Source organism: Hymenobacter sp. 5516J-16, from assembly GCF_022919335.1.
GTDB classification, from domain to species: domain Bacteria; phylum Bacteroidota; class Bacteroidia; order Cytophagales; family Hymenobacteraceae; genus Hymenobacter; species Hymenobacter sublimis.
This window is the reverse complement of record NZ_CP095058.1, coordinates 2,049,402-2,066,576: the sequence shown is the minus strand read 5'-3', so window position 1 is coordinate 2,066,576 and position 17,175 is coordinate 2,049,402. Positions and strand designations below refer to the sequence as shown.

The window sequence follows — 17,175 nt, the reverse complement described above, 5'->3', positions numbered from 1 at the left end:
CGTACGCCATAATTTGTGCAGTATGTGGTGGTTACATGTTAAAAAATTCTTGGAAAATCTCCAGCCACGCGTGTTTGCCACCTAGGCCCAGCACCAGAAAGTAGTAGCCCAGAACAACAATCAGCGCCCCTACACCTAGCCCCAGCCAGCCGCCCAGCAGCAGCCCCGTTACTACCCCAGCCGCTATCAGCAACCCACCCAGCAGCAGATGCCACGTGTCGCGCCTGGCCGGAAGCTGTGCCTGGGGCCGGGCCGTAGTTTCCTGGGATTGATGGCGACGAAGTAGTTGACGGTGAAGCTGTTGAGGTGGCTGTGGCAGGTGAGCCAGTTGCTGCGTTTTCGGGCGGGCCGGGGTAGCAACGGAGGCCGTAGGGGTGGGTTCCAGCGGGGCAGGGGCCGGTGCCGGAGAGGGAGTGGTGGGAGAGGGGGCAGAAATGGGGGCCGGAGCAACGCTGGGAGGAGCCGGCCGGAATTGAAAAGCTACCTGTTCGCTGCGGCAGCTAGTGGCCAGCAGCGCAATTGCCGCCCAGCCGCGGCACCATCGGAATACATGCATGGCCCAAGGTAAAACAAACCCCGCGCCGGGCCGCATTTTCGGGCTTCCGGAAGCCAGCTGGCCGAAAACACCACCGCCGCGGCCCTGCCCACTTTGGACTGGACCACGGCGGCGTGGTGTGTGAAAATCAGGGCAAAACGTCAACGGGAAACCCGCTCCCGGCTTACTGCTGGCGGAAGGCAGCGGCTTCGGCGGCCGTTACCTGCACCCGAGTGGCCTGCGGGCCCTGGGAGTCGTGTAGCAGCAGTACCGTGGTAGCCGTGTCCGCGGAAAACGACATTACCGGACCCAAATGCCGGGCCTGAAAAGCCGAGCGACTCGTCTGGCAGCTGCTTGCTAGCATTGACACCAAACCACACAACAGAAGCAACCGACGAGTACGCATAACGAGTAGATGTTGAAGTAGTAATGAGTCAAAATTACTACCTCGTCTAGCCCCCTGCTGGCATCCTCGGCTAATCTGCGGCCATGCCCCGCCAGAAGCGCGGTTTCGTCGGTGGGCGTGGCCGCTGGCCCGCTACCTAGCTGGCTGAAGCTGCTGCTCCTTGGTGGCTGGCCTGCCGCCGCAGCCGGAAGGCCAGTATCGCTAACAGAATCCCGAAGGCAAATGCGTAAGCCCCCACCCACCAGGCAACAACCAGGGCGCCCGCAATGGGCCTCGTCATCAGTATCAATCCGAACAGTACCGAAAGCAAGCCCCCGGCCATCAGCACCCACTCCCCGGTTATGTGCTTGCGCAGCCGAATGGCCGAGCCGATCTGGAGCAGCCCGGTTACCAGGGCCCAGATGGCTACCACGTACAGAAGCACCAGGGAGGTAAGATCGGGCCAGGCTAAAGTCACGGCCCCAGCAACCAAACTGACGGCCCCTTCTAGCACCAGGGCCCACCAGCGCGGTTGGTTGCGCCCCCCGCGGAAGGCCGTGATTAGGGTGAGCACCCCATTCACCAGGCAGTATGCCCCGAACAAGGTTATTAGCACCAGTAAGGTCAGGCCGGGCATCAGGAAAGTAAGCAAGCCGAATAGCACGGCCGACAGTCCGCGCAGGGCCATTACCCACCAGTTTGAATACATAACTGATTGTAGCATAGCTGCTAGTCGTAAAGTTTGGAAGATTGTTCCAGCATACTCCCGCGGCCAACTCCGTGTTGCGGCCGTGCCGACCAACGCACCCAAATTCAGTATTTCCCGGTAGGGCTGCTCCGTTTTTGTGCGGAGCAACCGGGTAATACGTACGGCAAGCAAGCCCCATACTACGCCAAAGCGGGGCCCCTACTCAGGGACCCCGCTTGTGAAAGGATACTGCAGCAAAATGGCAAACCAGCCTTCCGGGTAGGAAAAGGATAAGCCAGCGTACCGGGTTCAAGTATGGCAACCTAACCGGCGTGGACAGTAAGGGTGTTTGAGCTAAAAAAGAACGTCAGGCTGATTATTCTGCGCATCATGCAGAGACGAAGCATCTCGCGGGCTGACAGTAGCATGCGAAATGTTTTACTGTGCTCAGCCTGACGACCTGTGTTAATTCAAAGTTTTTACTCTTCATAGAACTTAGAACTCCCGGATTACCTGCTCAATAATGTCGCAGGCTTCGTGGAGCTGTTCCTCGGTAATAACCAGGGGTGGGGCAAACCGAATGATGTCGCCGTGGGTAGGCTTGGCGAGCACGCCGCGCTCCATCAAGGTCACGCACACGTCCCAGGCCGTGCGGCCGTCGGGGCGGGGCTTGATAACCACGGCGTTGAGTAGTCCCTTGCCGCGCACTAGTTCTACTACCTCGGGGCGCTGCTGCTGCACCCGGCGCATCCGCTCCCGGAATACTTCGCCCAGTACGCGGGCATTTTCGGTAAGCTTTTCCTCCAGCAGCACGTCCAGGGCGGCCCGCAGTACCACGCAGGCCAGCGGATTACCCCCAAACGTAGAGCCGTGCTGCCCGGGCTGAATAGTGAGCATGATTTCGTTGCGGGCCAGCACCGCCGACACCGGCATCACGCCCCCACTCAAGGCCTTGCCCAGAATTAGAATGTCGGCGTGCACACCCTCGTAACACACGGCCAGCAGCTCACCAGTGCGGCCCAGGCCCGTTTGAATTTCATCGGCAATAAACAGCACCTTGTGGGCCTTGCAAATAGCGGCGGCCTGAGCCAAGTAGCCCTCCGAAGGCACCATGACGCCAGCCTCACCCTGAATGGGCTCCACTAGGAAGCCGCACACGTGCGGGTCTTTCACGGCTTCTTCCAGGGCCGCCAAATCATCGTAGGGTACTACCTGGTAGCCGGGCGTATAGGGGCCGAAGCCACCAGTGGAGTCCGGATCGGTGCTAAAGGAGATGATACCCGTGGTGCGGCCGTGGAAGTTGTGCTCGGCCACCAGAATGCGGGCCTGGTTCGGGGCAATACCTTTTTCCTGGTAGCCCCACTTGCGGGCCAGCTTCAGGGCAGTTTCTACGGCCTCGGCCCCGGAGTTCATCAGCAGGGCTTTATCGTAGTTAAATAGTTCACAAAGCTGCTTTTCGGCCGGGCCCAATTGGTCGTTGAAGAAGGCGCGGGAAGTCAGCGTCAGCTTCTGAGCCTGCTCCGTGAGGGCGCCAATGATGCGCGGGTGACAGTGGCCCTGATTTACAGCCGAGTACGCCGACAAGAAGTCGTAATAATGCTTGCCTTCCACGTCCCAGAGGTGCACGCCCTCACCCCGGGCCAACACCACGGGCAGCGGATGGTAATTGTGAGCCCCGTACTGGTCCTCCAGCGCCATAAGCTCCTGGCTGCGGCTGGGCGAGGTGAGTACGTCGGCAGTGGGGTGGGTGGGGGCGGACTGCATAACAAGGGTGGTTTGGGTTAATAGCGGACTTAACTAGTTCAAAACTACGGAAAAAGGCGGGCCCGATACGGAGCTGCCAAGGCAAGCTCGGCCATAACCATTTCCCTGCTTTCAGGAGTAAGAGAAAAGTGCTGCTTTGTAAATTCTTGAAGCTCAACCGTATATAATATCCGGTAGCATTCTGGTTCACTCTCCAACGCAGCTTCCGAAACTATGGCCGCTACTTTCGTACGCCGTCACCCCGTCTGGACTTTTATACTGGCTCTGCTTGTGGTTCTGTTGCTGGGCGGCGGCTGGGCCTACTTTTCAACCGATAAGGGCAAGGAACTGTTGCCGACCCTGGAAAATACTTCCCTCTCCGTTAATAATATTACCGCCGACCGTTTGCAGGCTCAGGTAAAGACGGATTTGCGCAACCACATGCCCGTAACCCTGCAAATTGATAGCCTAAGCTACCAGACCCGCGTGGATGGCAAACTGCTGGCTGAGGGTACCAAGGACAAGCCTACCGTCATGCAGGGCAACGCCGTCAGCCACCTGCAGCTTCCCATGTCCATGGATTTAAGCAACGTCAAGAACACGCTCAAAAACAGCCAACAGGACTGCGTAGACGTGCAAATGACCATGAACCTGTACACCCGCTTACCCGTGGCCGGCCCCCAGAAGATTCCGGTGAACATCACCAAACGGGTGTACCTGCCCAAACTCCCGAAGGTGGAAGTAGCCGACGTAGACGTAAAAGACTTGGGGCTGAAAAACGGTGAAGCCGTCGTTACGCTGAAGGTGACCAATTACAACCCGTTTCCCGTCACGGTTCGGCGCGTGAGCTATGATTTCCGCATCAGTGACGACATGCAGGTGCAGGGCGTGGAGGAAAAGGATGTCTCGTTTCGTAAGCGCGGCACGGAGCTTATGCCCATTCACGTGAAGTTTGAACCCAAGGGGTTACCCAAAGTTGCCTTCAAAACCCTCTTCAAAGCGAAGAAAACCAACTACAAGCTCACCGGCGCGGCCGTAATTGCCGCCGGCCAGCACAACCCCAAGGACATGACCATGCGCTTCAATAGCAGCGGCACGTTGCAGGATTTGAAGAACATTCCGAAGAAAGGCGAGTAAACCGACGGCCGATGCGGCAAACTACCTAGTCGTGCAGAGTCGCCAGTCGGTCTTCCAGGTCCAAGAATTTGCCGAGGTAGTTGCCTTCCTCCGCGCCGTTGGGCTGCACTAGCACCCAGTCTAGCACGGCAGCTTCCTCGAACTCGACGGCGGAGCCGGGGGTAGCGCGGCCGTTGGGGTCTAACCGCAGAATACGGCCGCTGATGCGGCTACCCTGCCACCGCTCAACAAGTATTACCACGGCTTCGGGGTAGCCGTTTCATTTAGTACTCGGGCCGTGAGGTAGAAGTTAGTGCCGGCCGGTAGGCCGCGCTGGTAGTGCTGCCGCGCTTGGGGCAAGGTGCGACGGGCTTCTTTCAAGGGTAGTTCCGGCAAGGTTTCCGGCGCCTGAGCTAGTTGCTCAACCAGCAGCGCAACACCAGCCGATTCAGAGTGTTGGGCCTGCGCTGCACCGGTCAGCAGCACAGCCAAAAACAAGGGTAGCAGAGGGCGCATGATGCAGGACAGCCGGCGCCATAAGCCCAAGCGCGGAGTAGACTATATACTCCCAAGGGTAAGAACATGTTTTCAACGGCCGCACTGGCTGAGCCTGCGTATCTTGCGGCTTCACTTCCTGTAATTTCGTGGCCCGTTCCGCTCCCCAATCTCTCCAGCCCGGCGACTATTACCTGACCCCGGAAGGCTACATGGTTTTCACGGAACAGTACCATTTGCGGCGGGGTACCTGCTGCGGCAACGGCTGCCGGCACTGCCCTTGGCAGTTCGGGCGCGACAAAAAGAAGCCCCGTCCGGGCCCGAAAACGGGCTAACCTGCTATTTTTCAGCCCGTGGGTTTGCTTCTGTCAAAATACTTCGGATATTTGCGTCCCTTTTTCTAGCATTGAAACCTCTAAGCTCCTGATATCATGGCCCGAGTTTGTGATCTGACCGGCAAGCGTACCCGCGTAGGCAACAACGTTTCGCACGCCAACAACAAGACCAAGCGCAAGTTCTACCCGAACCTGCAGAAGAAACGTTTCTACATCCCGGAGCAAGACGCCTGGGTTACGCTCAAAGTTGCCGCCAGCACCATCCGTACCATCAACAAGAACGGCATCATGTCGGTCCTGAAGAAGGCCAAGGAGCAAGGCTTCATCGTGTACTAGTTTCTTCGGAAACCAGTAGCCTTTTAGCGCGAAGCTTCCGCCACGCGCAGATTCAGAGTATTTCCTTGTTTGGAAGTTCTCGGTTCTGCGGGTAGCGGAAGCTTCGCGCTGTTGTATAGCAATAGGTAGCAGGTGCCGTATTCCGGGCTGGCATAGGTGCTGCTTTTTTCGGAAGTTGCAGTATATCTGGTCCGCACCCTGCCTCTCGTGGGTAGCTCCAGGGACCCAACTCCTCGCTATGCCTATCTCGCTGCTGACCAAGCCCGCTCATCTTCTCCTGCTCGCGGGCCTGCTTTTAGCGGCTCCCTCGGCCCAGGCCCAGGCCCAGCGCGCCGCCGGCCCCGACCGCCCGGCCGATTTTCTGTCGCCCTCATTTCACAAGCAGCGGCGGGAGTTGCTGCGCCAAGCTTTGCCGGCCGGCTCAGTAGCGGTGCTATTTGCCGCCCCGGTGCGCAACCGCGCCAACGACGTCGATTTCACCTACCACCAGAGTCCCGATTTTTACTACTTGACTGGCTATACTGAGCCGGACGCGGTACTGGTGCTGTTCAAGGAGCCACAGACCGTTAAAGGGCAAGCAGGCGTTACGGAAGCCCTGTTCGTGCAACCCCGCGACCCCCAAGCCGAACAGTGGACTGGCCGTCGGCTGGGCACGGAGGGCGCCAAGCAGCAGCTACAGGTGCAGTTTGTAGCCGATAACAAGGAGTTTGCAACCGCCGGCATTGGGTGGGCTGGCTTCGCCCACATCATGTACTCGCCCCTGGCCACGGACGTGCGCGACGACAGCCGGGACCCCGCCGACCTATACAACCTTCTCGCCTCGTTTCGGCAGCAGGCCGCCCTCCCTGCCGATGTAAACCCCGTCGTGGCGGAGGCTCAGCAGCTTATTCAGCAGCGTGGCCTGACGGGTGCGGCGCGGCTGGTCCCTTACCTCCAGAACCTAACCCAAACTCAGCCCGCTCTAGCCCAGGATGCCTACGTGCAAGGGTACCTGAACGCCAAAACCGACGCCGAGCGCCAGAAAGCTGTGGCTAACCGCCCCGCCAGCCGCTTCGACACGCAAGTGCTTGATGCGGCGCTGGCCCAGTTGCGGGAAGTAAAAACCCCGAGGAACTTGTCCTCCTGCGCCGGGCCGTGCGCATTAGCGCCGTGGGCCAGCAGGAGGTAATGAAGGCAACCCGTCCTGAAATGGGCGAAATGGAGCTGCAAGGCGTGCACGAGTACGTGTACAAAAAGTACGGGGCCGAGTTCGAGGGCTACCCCAGCATTGTGGGGGCTGGTGGCAACGCCTGCATTCTGCACTACACCGAAAACGACAAGCCCCAAGTAAAAAACGACCTGCTGCTGATGGATTGCGGCGCCGAATACCACGGCTATACTGCTGATGTTACGCGCACTATTCCGCCCTCCGGCAAATTCAGCCCGGCCCAGCGCCAGATTTACGAGTTGGTGCTGGCCGCTCAGGAAGCCGGATTTGCTGCCTGCAAGCCCGGCAATGAGTTTCAAGCTCCCAACAAGGCTGCCCAGCAGGTAGTAGCGGAAGGGCTACTTCGGTTAGGTATTATCAAGAAGCCGGAGGAAGCCCGCAAGTACTTTCCACACGGCACCAGCCACTACCTAGGCCTCGATGTGCATGATTCCGGTACTTATGGTCCGTTGCGCGCAGGTAGCGTAATCACTGTGGAACCAGGTATTTACATCCCCGAAGGCAGCCCCTGTGACAAGAAGTGGTGGAACATCGGTGTGCGCATCGAGGACGACGTACTAATTACGACCATGGGCTACGAAAATCTCTCGCGGGAAGCCCCGCGTACCGTGGCAGAAGTAGAAAGCTTAATGGCCAAGCCCAGCGCTTTGGATGATTTCACGCTGCCTGCACTCAAGTAGGAGCCAGTTGGGTAAGGGCCGAGCACAGTTTTGCGGGGAATGTCACTGACTGTTTGGCAATTCCAAAAAGGGTCGTACCTTTGCAGTCCTTAATACCAAAAACCCCCGTCGAGATGGCTAAGAAAGGCAACCGGGTGCAGGTAATCCTTGAATGCACTGAGCATAAGAACTCGGGCAGCCGGGCACCTCGCGCTACATCACCACCAAGAATCGTAAGAACACTCCTGAGCGCATTGAACTGAAGAAGTTCAACTCCGTGCTCAAGAAGATGACCGTTCACAAGGAAATCAAGTAATCTGAGCAATGGCTAAGAAAGTAGTAGCTACCCTGAAAACTGCCGGCGGCAAGGACTGGGCGAAAGTTATCCGTGCTGTGAAATCGGAGAAAACCGGCGCTTACACCTTCAAAGAGGAAATGGTGCCCGTTGACAAAGTGCAGGAATACATCGCCACTGGCGTTAAGTAATCCGGCGCCCCCGTGGCATTCCGACCGAAGTGAAGAAGTCCCGCCACCGTGGGACTTTTTTGCGTTCTAGCACGAAGCTCCAGCTTTGTGCCGCTGAACCGCTGCCGCTGAGTTTCTAAAAGCTCGGCAAGCCGTTCAGCCTCAGCAACGATGCGCGAAGCTGGAGCTTCGCCCTACATCCTGACCGCATGGGACTTTTCGATTTTTTCAAGAAGGACAAGGAAAGCAAGGAGCAGCAGCAGGCCCTCGATGAAGGGCTGCAGAAAACTAAAACCAGCTTCTTCGATCAGCTCAGCAAAGCCGTGGTGGGTAAAAGCACCGTGGATGAGGCCGTACTCGACGACCTGGAAACCCTGCTGGTGCATGCCGATGTCGGGATTGATACCACCGTGAAGGTGATTGACCGCATCGAAAAGCGCGTGGCCCGCGACAAGTACGTGAGTACCTCGGAGCTGGACCGCATCCTGCGCGAGGAAATTGCCGATTTGCTGGACCGCAACAGCGGCGCCACCGGCTCCCGCGCCATCCTTGATCGGCCCGATAACACTGGTCAGCCCTTCGTGATTATGGTGGTGGGCGTAAACGGCGTGGGCAAAACCACCACCATCGGCAAGCTGGCCCACCGCTTCCACTCGGCGGGCAAAAAGGTAGTGCTGGGCGCTGCCGATACCTTCCGGGCTGCCGCCGTGGACCAGCTCATCATCTGGGGGCAGCGGGTAGGCGTGCCGGTTATTTCGCACGGCATGAACACTGACCCCGCCTCCGTGGCCTATGACGCCGTGAAGAAAGGCGTGGAAATGCAAGCCGATGTAGTCATTATTGACACGGCTGGTCGCCTGCACAACAAGGTGAACCTGATGAACGAGCTCAGCAAGATCAAGCGGGTGATGCAGAAGGTGATTCCGGATGCGCCCCACGAAGTCCTGCTCGTGCTCGATGGTAGTACCGGCCAAAATGCCTTCCTGCAAGCCAAGGAGTTTACCAAAGCCACCGAGGTATCGGCCCTGGCCATTACCAAGCTCGACGGTACGGCTAAGGGCGGCGTGGTCATCGGTATTTCCGACCAGCTGCAGGTGCCAGTGCGCTACATCGGGGTAGGCGAGAAGATGACTGATTTGCAGCTTTTCGACCGTCACACCTTCGTAAACTCGCTGTTCAAGAAGTAGAAGATTCCCTAGGTGCCCTTGTAACAAAAAGCCCGCCTGCGAAAGCACAGGCGGGCTTTTGTTTTCGCGGCATAGATTAAGCACTCGTACTAAAACCGTACATCAAACCGTCCTTCCGTGACGCGAACCTGCTTGCGAGTTGTTTGATTAGTCCCAACAAAATGAAATCGACCCGACAGGATTCGTTGTGTGGCATCAAAGCGGGTAATCGTAAGCTCTCCCTCGTCGGAATCTAGTTTCTGATATTTACCTCCTTCGGCATAAAAGGCGTGTACCGTGCCTTTGCTGTTTTTAAACGCATACGTTTTACCTTCCTCGACCAACAGACTATCCGTGGTGATGCTCACTGCCTTGATCGGGGTTGCCTTCCAGTCTGCTGCTGGAATATTCAAGTAGTAGCCCCCCTGTGGCCCGGTGCCCAGATTGACGTATTGCACGTATAGGCCCTCTTGGCCTTGTCCATTGCGCGGCGTGAAGACGTGACCATCTACTTTGCAGCCGAAGGTCATGGCCCCGGTCGTAGTTTCGGGTGGAAGCTGCGGCTCGACTTCTTTCTTCTTGCACTGCGCCAGCAGCAAAGCTGAACCTAGCAGGGGTAGCAAACCCAGGCGCGGATACGATCCAAGGAATGAGGTAAACATAAAATAAAGCACCAAGCAAAATAGAGGTAGTAAGATAGGAAAGAAACCTTACGGGTAGGAAAAGGCGTTGCGGGCTGCGTACCTTTGCGGTCCGATTTTCCCTACGGGCCGTAGCGGGCAACTTTCTCAGCTAGAAAGTCTTGTCCGGCCGCCTGTTCACTGATTCGCGAAGCAAAACTTCGCGCTACACTCTATGAAAGTAAGAAGCCAACAGGCCAATAAAGTCAACGTTATTACCCTGGGCTGCTCCAAAAACCTCGTTGATTCGGAGGTGATGATGGGCCAGCTCCGCGCCAACCAGTTTGAGGTAACGCACGAAGCCGACACGAGCGACGCCAACATCGTCATTATCAACACCTGCGGCTTTATTGACAACGCCAAGCAGGAGAGCATTGACACTATTCTGCGCTACGCCGACGAGAAGGAAGCCGGCCGCCTGGAAAAACTCTACGTGACGGGCTGCCTGTCGCAGCGCTACAAGGACGACCTGGAAAAGGAAATTCCGCAGGTGGATGCCTACTTTGGCACCCTGGAATTGCCCCAACTGATGAAAAAGCTGGAAGCCGACTACAAGCACGAGCTGGTGGGTGAGCGGCTGCTGACGACCCCCGCCCACTACGCCTACTTCAAGATTGCCGAAGGCTGTAACCGTCCGTGCTCGTTCTGCGCCATTCCGCTCATGCGCGGCAAGCACCAGGACCGCCCCATCGAGGACCTCGTGAAGGAAGCGAAGCGCTTGGCCTCCATGGGTACGAAGGAGCTGATTCTGATTGCCCAGGATTTGACGTACTATGGCCTGCAGCACTACGGCGAGCGGAAGCTGGCCGACCTGATGCGCCACCTTTCCGATGTAAACGGCATCGACTGGATCCGGCTGCAGTACGCCTACCCCTCGCAGTTCCCCATGGATGCCTTAGACGTAATGAACGAGCGGGAGAACATCTGCAAGTACTTGGACATGCCTTTGCAGCACGTTTCCGATAACATGCTGAAAACCATGCGGCGGGGCATCAGCAAACGCCGCACCGTGGAGCTAGTGGACACCATCCGCCAGCGCGTGCCCGACATTGCCCTGCGCACGACCCTTATTGCTGGCCACCCCGGCGAAACCCAGCAGGACTTCGAGGAGCTCTACCGCTTCGTGGAGGATACCCGCTTCGACCGCCTGGGCATCTTCACGTATTCCCACGAGGACAACACCCACTCCTACACCCTCGAGGACAACGTGCCTGCGGAGGAAAAGCAGCACCGTGCCGACCAGATTATGGAGCTGCAGCAGGGGATTTCCATGGAGCTGAACGAGGAAAAAGTAGGCCAGACCCATAAAGTTCTCTTCGACCGGAAGGAAAGTGGCTACTTCGTGGGTCGGACCCAGTTCGATTCGCCCGAAGTAGACAACGAAGTGTTGGTGCCTGCCACCAAAGACACCTACGTGCGCCTCGGCGACTTCGCCCAAGTGCAGATTACCGAGGCCTCTGACTTTGACCTGTATGGCAAGCTGATCTAGAAAATTCGAGAGCTCCTTACCTGAAACCCTACCCCAGCATGCTGGGGTAGGGTTTTTTGTATCCGCTTTGCAAGCAGTGCAGGTGCAGCTCATCGAGCAGCATAGCACGCTAGTATTCTCTCTCGTTTACTGCACGGGCGCGCCCAGATTCTAAACGTTGATGCCCTTTGGGTTTTGCAGTAAATAGGGTTCGGGGCTGCTTAAAAGTGCCGCCAGCGGGGAGACGACAGGGCTAAAATCTGTGGGTCCGGGAAATTGCCAGTTACTTTGTGGGCGCTGGCCGGTTATAGCCGAATATTTCTCCCTCCGTATGTCCGTCACGACCCTACGTTACGCCGATACCGGCGCGTTTTCTTCCCTGCTGACCGATTACCTGGCCCGGCACGAAGCCCTGGCTCCGTTTTATCACCGCTTCCCGGCTCTCGATGAATTTGCGGCGCAGATAGAGGAAAAGCGCGCTTCCTATACGCCCGAGGCGCGGCAACGGCTGGTAGACGCCTTGCGGGCGCAGTACGCTACGCTACCTACCGTGCATCCCGCCGTGCAAGCCAACCTCGACTTGCTCCGCCAGGAAACGACGTTCACCGTCACTACCGGCCACCAGCTCAACCTGCTCACTGGGCCCTTGTACTTTGTGTACAAGATTGTTACGGCAGTGAAATTGAGTCGGCAGCTCAAGGAAAAATATCCGCAGTACGACTTCGTGCCCCTGTACTGGATGGCCACGGAAGACCACGACTTCGCCGAAATCAACCACTTCAATCTGTTCGGCAAAAAGTACGAATGGAACGCCGCCGAAACCGGTGGGCCGGTAGGCCGGCTGAAGCTGGACGGTATGAAGGAAGCCTTGCTCGACCATTTGCCCGCCGATGTGCCGGCCCTATTTCGCCAGGCGTACGAAGAAGCCGACACCTTAGCCGCCGCTACCCGCCGACTCACCCACGACCTATTCGGCGAGCTGGGTCTGGTAAGCCTGGATGCCGATACGCCAGCCCTGAAGCAAGCGTTGGTACCCGTGCTCGAAAAAGAAGTTGAGGCGCAGGCTTCTCACCGCGCCGTACAGCAGGCCAACGCCCGGCTGGAAGCGGCCGGCTACAAGCCCCAGGTGTACTCGCGCCCGCTTAACCTGTTCTTCCTCACCGACACCGGCAAGCGGGAGCGGCTGGAGTACGATGCTGCCCAGGACTGCGCCCAGATTACGGTACGCAATACAGAGCGTTGCCACAGCCAGGCCGAGCTGTTGGAGCTGGTGCGGCAGCACCCGGAGCAGTTCAGCCCCAATGTAGTACTGCGCCCACTCTACCAGGAACTGTTGCTACCTAACCTCTGCTACATTGGCGGCGGGGCCGAAGTAGCGTACTGGTTTCAACTAAAAGGGGTGTTTGAAGAAAATGGCGTGCCCTTTCCCATTCTGCTACCCCGCAACTCGGCCCAGTACGTGGGCAAGGCTAGCGCCGGCAAATTGCGCAAGCTGGGCTTGACCTCCACGGACATTTTCCGGCCGCTGTCGGAGCTGAAAAAACAAGTAGGTGCCACGTTGGGGCAAGAAGAAGTCAGCCTGCAGGAGCAACAAAAGCAGCTAGCCGCTGCCTTCCAAGCCGTGTCGGCCCTGGCCCAGCGCCTCGACCCCACGCTAGTGAAAACGGTAGCCGCCGAGCAGCAAAAGGTAACGGGCATCGTAGCGGGGCTGGAGAAGCGCTTGAGCAAAGCCGCCGAAGCCAAGCACGAAACGGCCTACAATCAGCTCACGGCCCTCAAAGACAAGCTCATGCCCGGCGGCCACCTGCAGGAGCGCACCGACAACGTGCTGAGCATCCTGATTAACAACCCGCAGTTTATTCAGCAGCTGGTGGAAGCTTTCGACCCGCTGGCTCTGGAGTTTACGGTGTTGGAAGAGGAGTAGGGTTGAACTGGTCCGAAACAGAGAGTATTTCCAACGGCCCGCTTCAACATGAGGCGGGCCGTTCCCTCTAAAAAAGCAAGTGAGCCATGCTGAAAGCCGACCTCCGCCGCGAGGCCCTAGCACGCCGCCGCGAGTTACCCCCGCAGGAGTTGGCCCGCCGCAGCGAAGCGCTGTGGCAGCAGTTACATCAAGCATTTCCCCTGCAAGCCTGGCAGTGGCTGCATGTATTCCTACCCATTCCTCGGCAGCAGGAGCCCGATACGTGGCCGTTACTTCGGCAGCTGTGGGCTGAGCTGCCGACAGTACGGATAGCCGTGCCGGTAGTCCAGCCCGACGGTCAAACGCTGCGCCATTATCATCTTACGCCCGAGACGCAGCTGCGCACTAACCGCTGGGGAATCTCGGAGCCGGTTGGGGCCGAAGAAGTGCAGCCCACCCAACTCGATGCCATACTGATTGCCCTGCTGGCCTTCGACGAAACCGGCCACCGCGTGGGCTACGGCAAAGGCTTCTACGACCGATTTCTGCTGGAATGCCGCCCCGACGCGCTACGGATTGGGGTTGGCTTGGAGCCGCCCGTGCCCCGGATTCTGGATGTTTGGGAAGGTGATACACGCCTGCACGCCTGCCTCACGCCGGAGCGGGTGTGGCGGTTTACGTAGGTGAAAGTAACTACCGAGAGCGGTAAAGGCGCCAAAAGGTTATGCCCGACCAGATTACGACTCCAAGCAAAAATGCTTGCACTACCCACCCCGCCTTCACTAAGCGGCTCACCGCAGGAGTAGTTGCCTGGGCGGTTTGCAGCAGCCAAGAAGCAGGATGGAAATAACTGAGCATTGCCCACCTGAAGAGCAGCAGAGCGCTACCAACGCTACAAGCTAAAGCCACCGTTGCGCTTTTAGCTACCTGCCGCCGGATGAAACGGAGGAGCAATGTGAAAAGCAGCAGGAGCAGAAAGGAGCACAGTTGACTAGCATAACTGCCCACAACAAAGTAGGTGTTATGCATCTGTACATCGAGGGTAGGCTGCCAAAGCAAACGTGGACCAATAAGCGTCAGCCACAGCACCAGCCAAACGGCTAACGCCGTGGCGAAAGAGTACAAGAAACGGGTCATCTGAAGTGCCGCCAGGTTTGCCACTATACAGCAAGGTAGCGAAGTAAGAAGCGCAATGGGGACGTGTGAAAAGCAGCCTGCCTGTGGAGCTGACAATAACGTGCAGCAGTATAGCGTTAACTGAATACAACCTTATCCACTTCAATCACTACTCTGTTATGGCCGAGATTCAAGCATCACCCGTAACCCGTGGCGGCAAACCCCGCGCGAAGAAAATTGCCTTTCGTCTCGACATGACACCCATGGTCGACTTGGCTTTTCTGCTGCTTACCTTCTTCATGCTGACGACTACCTTTAACAAGCCGACGGTAATGGACTTGGCCATGCCCGTAAAGCCGGATGTTGATGAGCCTGATTCCGCAGTGCCAGCGAAAAAGGCATTGACCTTGATTTTGGGCAAGAACAGCCAAGTGCATTACTTTTTCGGACTGAACACGCCAGCAGGTACCCCCAACGAGCCGCGCCCTACTCTGTACACCACCAATTTTAGTGATGCTGGCCTGCGCCAAGTACTTCTAAAACGCCAACGCCAGCAGCCTGCTCCAGTAGTTCTGATTAAAACCAGCGAGGGTGCCAAATATCATGACCTGATAGATGCCCTAGATGAAATGAACATCACAGACCAGAAAAAATATGCCCTGGTAGAAATGGAGCGGGCCGATGAGGATTTGCTCCGCAGCAGTAATCTGTAGGCCAGCGCCTATTGAGCGCCTTTTGAACTGATTGTCTAGCATAGCCTTAAAGCAACATCGCCCGAACCTACATATAGGTCCGGGCGATGTTGCTTTACTTTTTAAGGGTAGTTGGGGCTACGGAATGGAGCGTAGGCTCGGCAGAGGTCGTAGTTTTTTTACGGGTAGCCTTAGGCTGAGTAGCCTGGCGCTGAGCGGCCAGCACCACGGACAAGTTGGATAGGTTGACTTTCATGCGGTAGAAAATGGAATGGATACAGCAACATGCAATAGGGTAGTAGGGTAGGCAGAATGATAGCGCGACTTTAGGTCAGCAATATAATAAAGCAAGGTAATATATGAATAGTGGAGGGTACTATTCCGGGCTCGTTTCAACCTTGGTGATGCGGGCTTGCCCCCAGGGAGCTATGCTGACTTGCACCCGCAGGCTCTGGCGCTGCTCTAGTTTCCGGCCCATATCCTCGGGCACGTAATATCGCTCTAGGCCGTAGCGCAACTGAATGCCGCGCCGCCATACATCCTGCACGGAGCCCCGCAGCACGGCTTGGCGCCCCACCGTGGCGGGCTTCTCGGGAAAAAGGCCAGTGGCTTCGTAGGTGCCATCAGGTTGGGGCTCTAGCAGTACGTAGGCTGCATCGTGGCGGCGGGCATGGCTGAGCCCCGCCACAGGCTGCCGGGCAGCTCGCTCACGTGGTAGCGCAGGTTTACGTAGTCGCCGTACAGCAGGTCGCGTGGGTCTACGGGGCGGGTGCGCAGCACCACGGTGCGCCCCAGAGCGGCAGTAGCGTAGCCAGCAGCAGCTACCCCTAACACGAACACCACCTGAGCCAGCACCAGCCACCGCATTCCGCGCCGCCGGCTACCCTCCGACAGTTCCAGTAGGGGCGTTGTGCTTCCTTGGGGAGAAGGGGCGACAGAGTGCGCCGCAGTAGGAGTAGGGTGGCTCATGGCTTGGTAGGGCTTGATGAGGAAAAAGTGCGGGCCGCGCGGCGCCGCAGCCACCAGCTCAGCCCCAGTAGCAGTAGTCCCCCCAGCAGGAAAAACACCGACTTGTCAATAAAGCCCCAGGTCAGCTTAAAGTACGCCACGGCCGTGGTCAGGATAAACAGAACAGTACCTAGAGTCACGCGGTCCTGATTTTGCTCCTGGTGGGCCCGCAGCAGTACCGCCCCGGAATAGGCATAAAGCACCACTAGCGTGGCCACGGCTAGGGCCAGCCCGCCGGTAAAGTAAAACCCCGGTAGTAGCAGTAACCAGTCGGTGAGGCTGCCCAGGCGGCCCCGCCGCCGCTTGCCCAGCACCGAAAGCGCCAGCACGCTGCCCAAAGCCGCCACGTAAGGCAGCTGCGGTGCCCGCAGCTGTCCGGCGTAAAAATCCGATTCGCCAAACAAGGCCAGCCCCAGGGTGAACAGGAAAGCCGCTACCAGCGGGGGCCCTGCAAGGCCCGCCCCGCTGGCCGGTCGGGCTGCCAGTCGCCAAAGGCATACACCAGCATGGCGGGAATAAAAAACCAGGTGATTTTTACGTGCAAATGACTGATGAGCAGAGCGGCCTGCCAGAGCAAGCCCGTGGCCAGCACTCCGCCTAGCAGGGCATCGGGGCGGCGCCACCAGTAGTAGCCCAGGCCCAACGCCGTGCCCGCGGCCGTGAGGTAGCTGAAGGCCCCGAGCTGCCCCGTGTTGTAGCCCTGCACAATGCCGCTGATAATGGCCGTCATCAGGAACAGCAGGCGGCTGCGGTACAGCCACGTTAGGCCCATGCCCGCCACGGCCCAGGCTAGCAAGCCCGTGAGGTCGTAGCCGATCAGTTGGTAAAGCTGGCTGGTCAGCACAATGCTGGCCCCGAAGAGAATTAGCCCAAGGCCAACAGGCCCATGCCCAGGTTGTCGTTGCCGCGCCGCCGGAAATACTCGCCCCCGGCGTAGGCCCCGCACAAAGCCCCGAGCAGCAGCCCCAGCCGTACCAGCTCCGGCAAGCCTTGCCAGTTGGCCGCTACTACGCTCAGGGCACTCAGGCCAACTAGTAGGCTGCCCAGTAGGGGTAGCAGGCCAATAGCAGCCGTGTCAATGGGGTAAAGGGCGAGCAGCTGCTCCCGCTGCGTCTCCGTGATAATACCCTTTTGCACCCATTCCTGCCCGTCGGTTTCTAACAGTTTGCGACTCATAG

The 17,175-nt window shown here is 58.0% G+C and carries 23 protein-coding genes and 2 pseudogenes; 12 read left to right on the top strand and 13 right to left on the bottom strand.

From position 1 onward, the window contains the following. Positions 1-31: 31 nt before the first annotated feature. From MUN84_RS10275 to rocD, 4 genes are all read right to left on the bottom strand, one after another. Positions 32-556, bottom strand: coding sequence for a hypothetical protein (locus MUN84_RS10275; protein ID WP_244698067.1), 525 nt, complete (start codon positions 554-556; stop codon positions 32-34). 163 nt (positions 557-719) lie between these two features. After that, entirely contained in the window at positions 720-941 is a 222-nt protein-coding gene (locus MUN84_RS10270; protein WP_244698066.1) for a hypothetical protein, read from the bottom strand. Between the two features lie 136 nt (positions 942-1,077). Then, the gene (locus tag MUN84_RS10265) at positions 1,078-1,629 is read right to left on the bottom strand and encodes an HdeD family acid-resistance protein (protein WP_244698065.1); all 552 of its coding nucleotides are present in this window, start codon (positions 1,627-1,629) and stop codon (positions 1,078-1,080) included. 474 nt (positions 1,630-2,103) lie between these two features. Continuing rightward, positions 2,104-3,372 (bottom strand): ornithine--oxo-acid transaminase, encoded by a 1,269-nt coding sequence (rocD, locus tag MUN84_RS10260; RefSeq protein WP_244698064.1) that lies wholly within the window; start codon positions 3,370-3,372, stop codon positions 2,104-2,106. Between the two features lie 213 nt (positions 3,373-3,585). Here rocD and MUN84_RS10255 point away from each other — a divergent pair, with 213 nt between their 5' ends. Then, on the top strand, positions 3,586-4,488 hold the full coding sequence (locus MUN84_RS10255; protein WP_244698062.1) for an LEA type 2 family protein: 903 nt from the start codon (positions 3,586-3,588) through the stop codon (positions 4,486-4,488). A gap of 25 nt (positions 4,489-4,513) precedes the next feature. On the opposite strand, the gene MUN84_RS10250 is transcribed toward MUN84_RS10255, so the two are convergent. Both MUN84_RS10250 and MUN84_RS10245 read right to left on the bottom strand, forming a co-directional pair. Further along, positions 4,514-4,729: a hypothetical protein gene (locus MUN84_RS10250; protein ID WP_244698060.1), complete on the bottom strand. Its 216-nt coding sequence runs from the start codon at positions 4,727-4,729 to the stop codon at positions 4,514-4,516. Then, on the bottom strand, positions 4,723-4,983 hold the full coding sequence (locus MUN84_RS10245; protein ID WP_244698059.1) for a hypothetical protein: 261 nt from the start codon (positions 4,981-4,983) through the stop codon (positions 4,723-4,725). Before MUN84_RS10245 ends, MUN84_RS10250 begins: the two co-directional genes overlap by 7 nt. 128 nt (positions 4,984-5,111) lie before the next feature. Here MUN84_RS10245 and MUN84_RS10240 point away from each other — a divergent pair, with 128 nt between their 5' ends. The 7 genes and pseudogenes from MUN84_RS10240 to ftsY all read left to right on the top strand — a co-directional run bounded on the left by MUN84_RS10240 (position 5,112) and on the right by ftsY (position 9,151). Next, positions 5,112-5,297 (top strand): DUF5522 domain-containing protein, encoded by a 186-nt coding sequence (locus tag MUN84_RS10240; protein WP_244698057.1) that lies wholly within the window; start codon positions 5,112-5,114, stop codon positions 5,295-5,297. A 96-nt stretch (positions 5,298-5,393) separates the two neighbouring features. Continuing rightward, positions 5,394-5,633 carry a 50S ribosomal protein L28 gene (gene rpmB / locus MUN84_RS10235; RefSeq protein WP_110976335.1) on the top strand — a complete coding sequence of 80 codons (240 nt, stop codon included), beginning with the start codon at positions 5,394-5,396 and terminating at the stop codon, positions 5,631-5,633. 238 nt (positions 5,634-5,871) lie between these two features. After that, positions 5,872-6,801 (top strand): aminopeptidase P N-terminal domain-containing protein, encoded by a 930-nt coding sequence (locus MUN84_RS10230; protein ID WP_244698050.1) that lies wholly within the window; start codon positions 5,872-5,874, stop codon positions 6,799-6,801. Next, positions 6,768-7,520: a M24B family metallopeptidase gene (locus tag MUN84_RS10225; RefSeq protein ID WP_244698048.1), complete on the top strand. Its 753-nt coding sequence runs from the start codon at positions 6,768-6,770 to the stop codon at positions 7,518-7,520. The genes MUN84_RS10230 and MUN84_RS10225 overlap by 34 nt, the downstream gene beginning before the upstream one ends. Positions 7,521-7,633: 113 nt before the next feature. Next, a pseudogene (gene rpmG / locus MUN84_RS10220) lies at positions 7,634-7,815 on the top strand (50S ribosomal protein L33). A gap of 8 nt (positions 7,816-7,823) precedes the next feature. Continuing rightward, positions 7,824-7,985, top strand: a complete 162-nt coding sequence (locus tag MUN84_RS10215) for a DUF4295 domain-containing protein (RefSeq protein WP_244698047.1) — start codon at positions 7,824-7,826, stop codon at positions 7,983-7,985. A 188-nt stretch (positions 7,986-8,173) separates the two neighbouring features. After that, positions 8,174-9,151 carry a signal recognition particle-docking protein FtsY gene (gene ftsY, locus MUN84_RS10210; protein ID WP_244698045.1) on the top strand — a complete coding sequence of 326 codons (978 nt, stop codon included), beginning with the start codon at positions 8,174-8,176 and terminating at the stop codon, positions 9,149-9,151. Positions 9,152-9,240: 89 nt separating this feature from the next. On the opposite strand, the gene MUN84_RS10205 is transcribed toward ftsY, so the two are convergent. Next, positions 9,241-9,804, bottom strand: a complete 564-nt coding sequence (locus MUN84_RS10205) for a DUF6252 family protein (RefSeq protein WP_244698817.1) — start codon at positions 9,802-9,804, stop codon at positions 9,241-9,243. A gap of 181 nt (positions 9,805-9,985) precedes the next feature. Here MUN84_RS10205 and rimO point away from each other — a divergent pair, with 181 nt between their 5' ends. From rimO to MUN84_RS10190, 3 genes are all read left to right on the top strand, one after another. After that, positions 9,986-11,299: a 30S ribosomal protein S12 methylthiotransferase RimO gene (gene rimO / locus MUN84_RS10200; protein WP_244698042.1), complete on the top strand. Its 1,314-nt coding sequence runs from the start codon at positions 9,986-9,988 to the stop codon at positions 11,297-11,299. A gap of 310 nt (positions 11,300-11,609) precedes the next feature. Then, positions 11,610-13,202, top strand: a complete 1,593-nt coding sequence (gene bshC, locus MUN84_RS10195; RefSeq protein WP_244698040.1) for a bacillithiol biosynthesis cysteine-adding enzyme BshC — start codon at positions 11,610-11,612, stop codon at positions 13,200-13,202. A gap of 86 nt (positions 13,203-13,288) precedes the next feature. Continuing rightward, positions 13,289-13,864 carry a 5-formyltetrahydrofolate cyclo-ligase gene (locus tag MUN84_RS10190; protein WP_244698039.1) on the top strand — a complete coding sequence of 192 codons (576 nt, stop codon included), beginning with the start codon at positions 13,289-13,291 and terminating at the stop codon, positions 13,862-13,864. 10 nt (positions 13,865-13,874) lie between these two features. Here the strand turns inward: MUN84_RS10190 and MUN84_RS10185 are convergent, their stop codons facing one another. Beyond that, positions 13,875-14,342: a hypothetical protein gene (locus MUN84_RS10185; RefSeq protein WP_244698037.1), complete on the bottom strand. Its 468-nt coding sequence runs from the start codon at positions 14,340-14,342 to the stop codon at positions 13,875-13,877. Positions 14,343-14,476: 134 nt separating this feature from the next. Between MUN84_RS10185 and MUN84_RS10180 the strand changes: the two genes are divergently transcribed. After that, positions 14,477-15,010: an ExbD/TolR family protein gene (locus MUN84_RS10180; RefSeq protein WP_244698035.1), complete on the top strand. Its 534-nt coding sequence runs from the start codon at positions 14,477-14,479 to the stop codon at positions 15,008-15,010. A 94-nt stretch (positions 15,011-15,104) separates the two neighbouring features. Here the strand turns inward: MUN84_RS10180 and MUN84_RS10175 are convergent, their stop codons facing one another. The 5 genes and pseudogenes from MUN84_RS10175 to MUN84_RS10155 all read right to left on the bottom strand — a co-directional run bounded on the left by MUN84_RS10175 (position 15,105) and on the right by MUN84_RS10155 (position 17,173). Next, positions 15,105-15,245: a hypothetical protein gene (locus tag MUN84_RS10175; protein ID WP_244698034.1), complete on the bottom strand. Its 141-nt coding sequence runs from the start codon at positions 15,243-15,245 to the stop codon at positions 15,105-15,107. A 120-nt stretch (positions 15,246-15,365) separates the two neighbouring features. Continuing rightward, entirely contained in the window at positions 15,366-15,677 is a 312-nt protein-coding gene (locus tag MUN84_RS10170) for a GDYXXLXY domain-containing protein (RefSeq protein WP_244698033.1), read from the bottom strand. After that, on the bottom strand, positions 15,626-15,958 hold the full coding sequence (locus MUN84_RS10165) for a GDYXXLXY domain-containing protein (protein WP_244698031.1): 333 nt from the start codon (positions 15,956-15,958) through the stop codon (positions 15,626-15,628). The genes MUN84_RS10170 and MUN84_RS10165 overlap by 52 nt, the downstream gene beginning before the upstream one ends. Beyond that, positions 15,955-16,401 (bottom strand): hypothetical protein, encoded by a 447-nt coding sequence (locus tag MUN84_RS10160; RefSeq protein WP_244698029.1) that lies wholly within the window; start codon positions 16,399-16,401, stop codon positions 15,955-15,957. Before MUN84_RS10160 ends, MUN84_RS10165 begins: the two co-directional genes overlap by 4 nt. 29 nt (positions 16,402-16,430) lie before the next feature. Then, positions 16,431-17,173, bottom strand: a pseudogene (locus MUN84_RS10155) (DUF2157 domain-containing protein). Positions 17,174-17,175 lie beyond the last annotated feature (2 nt).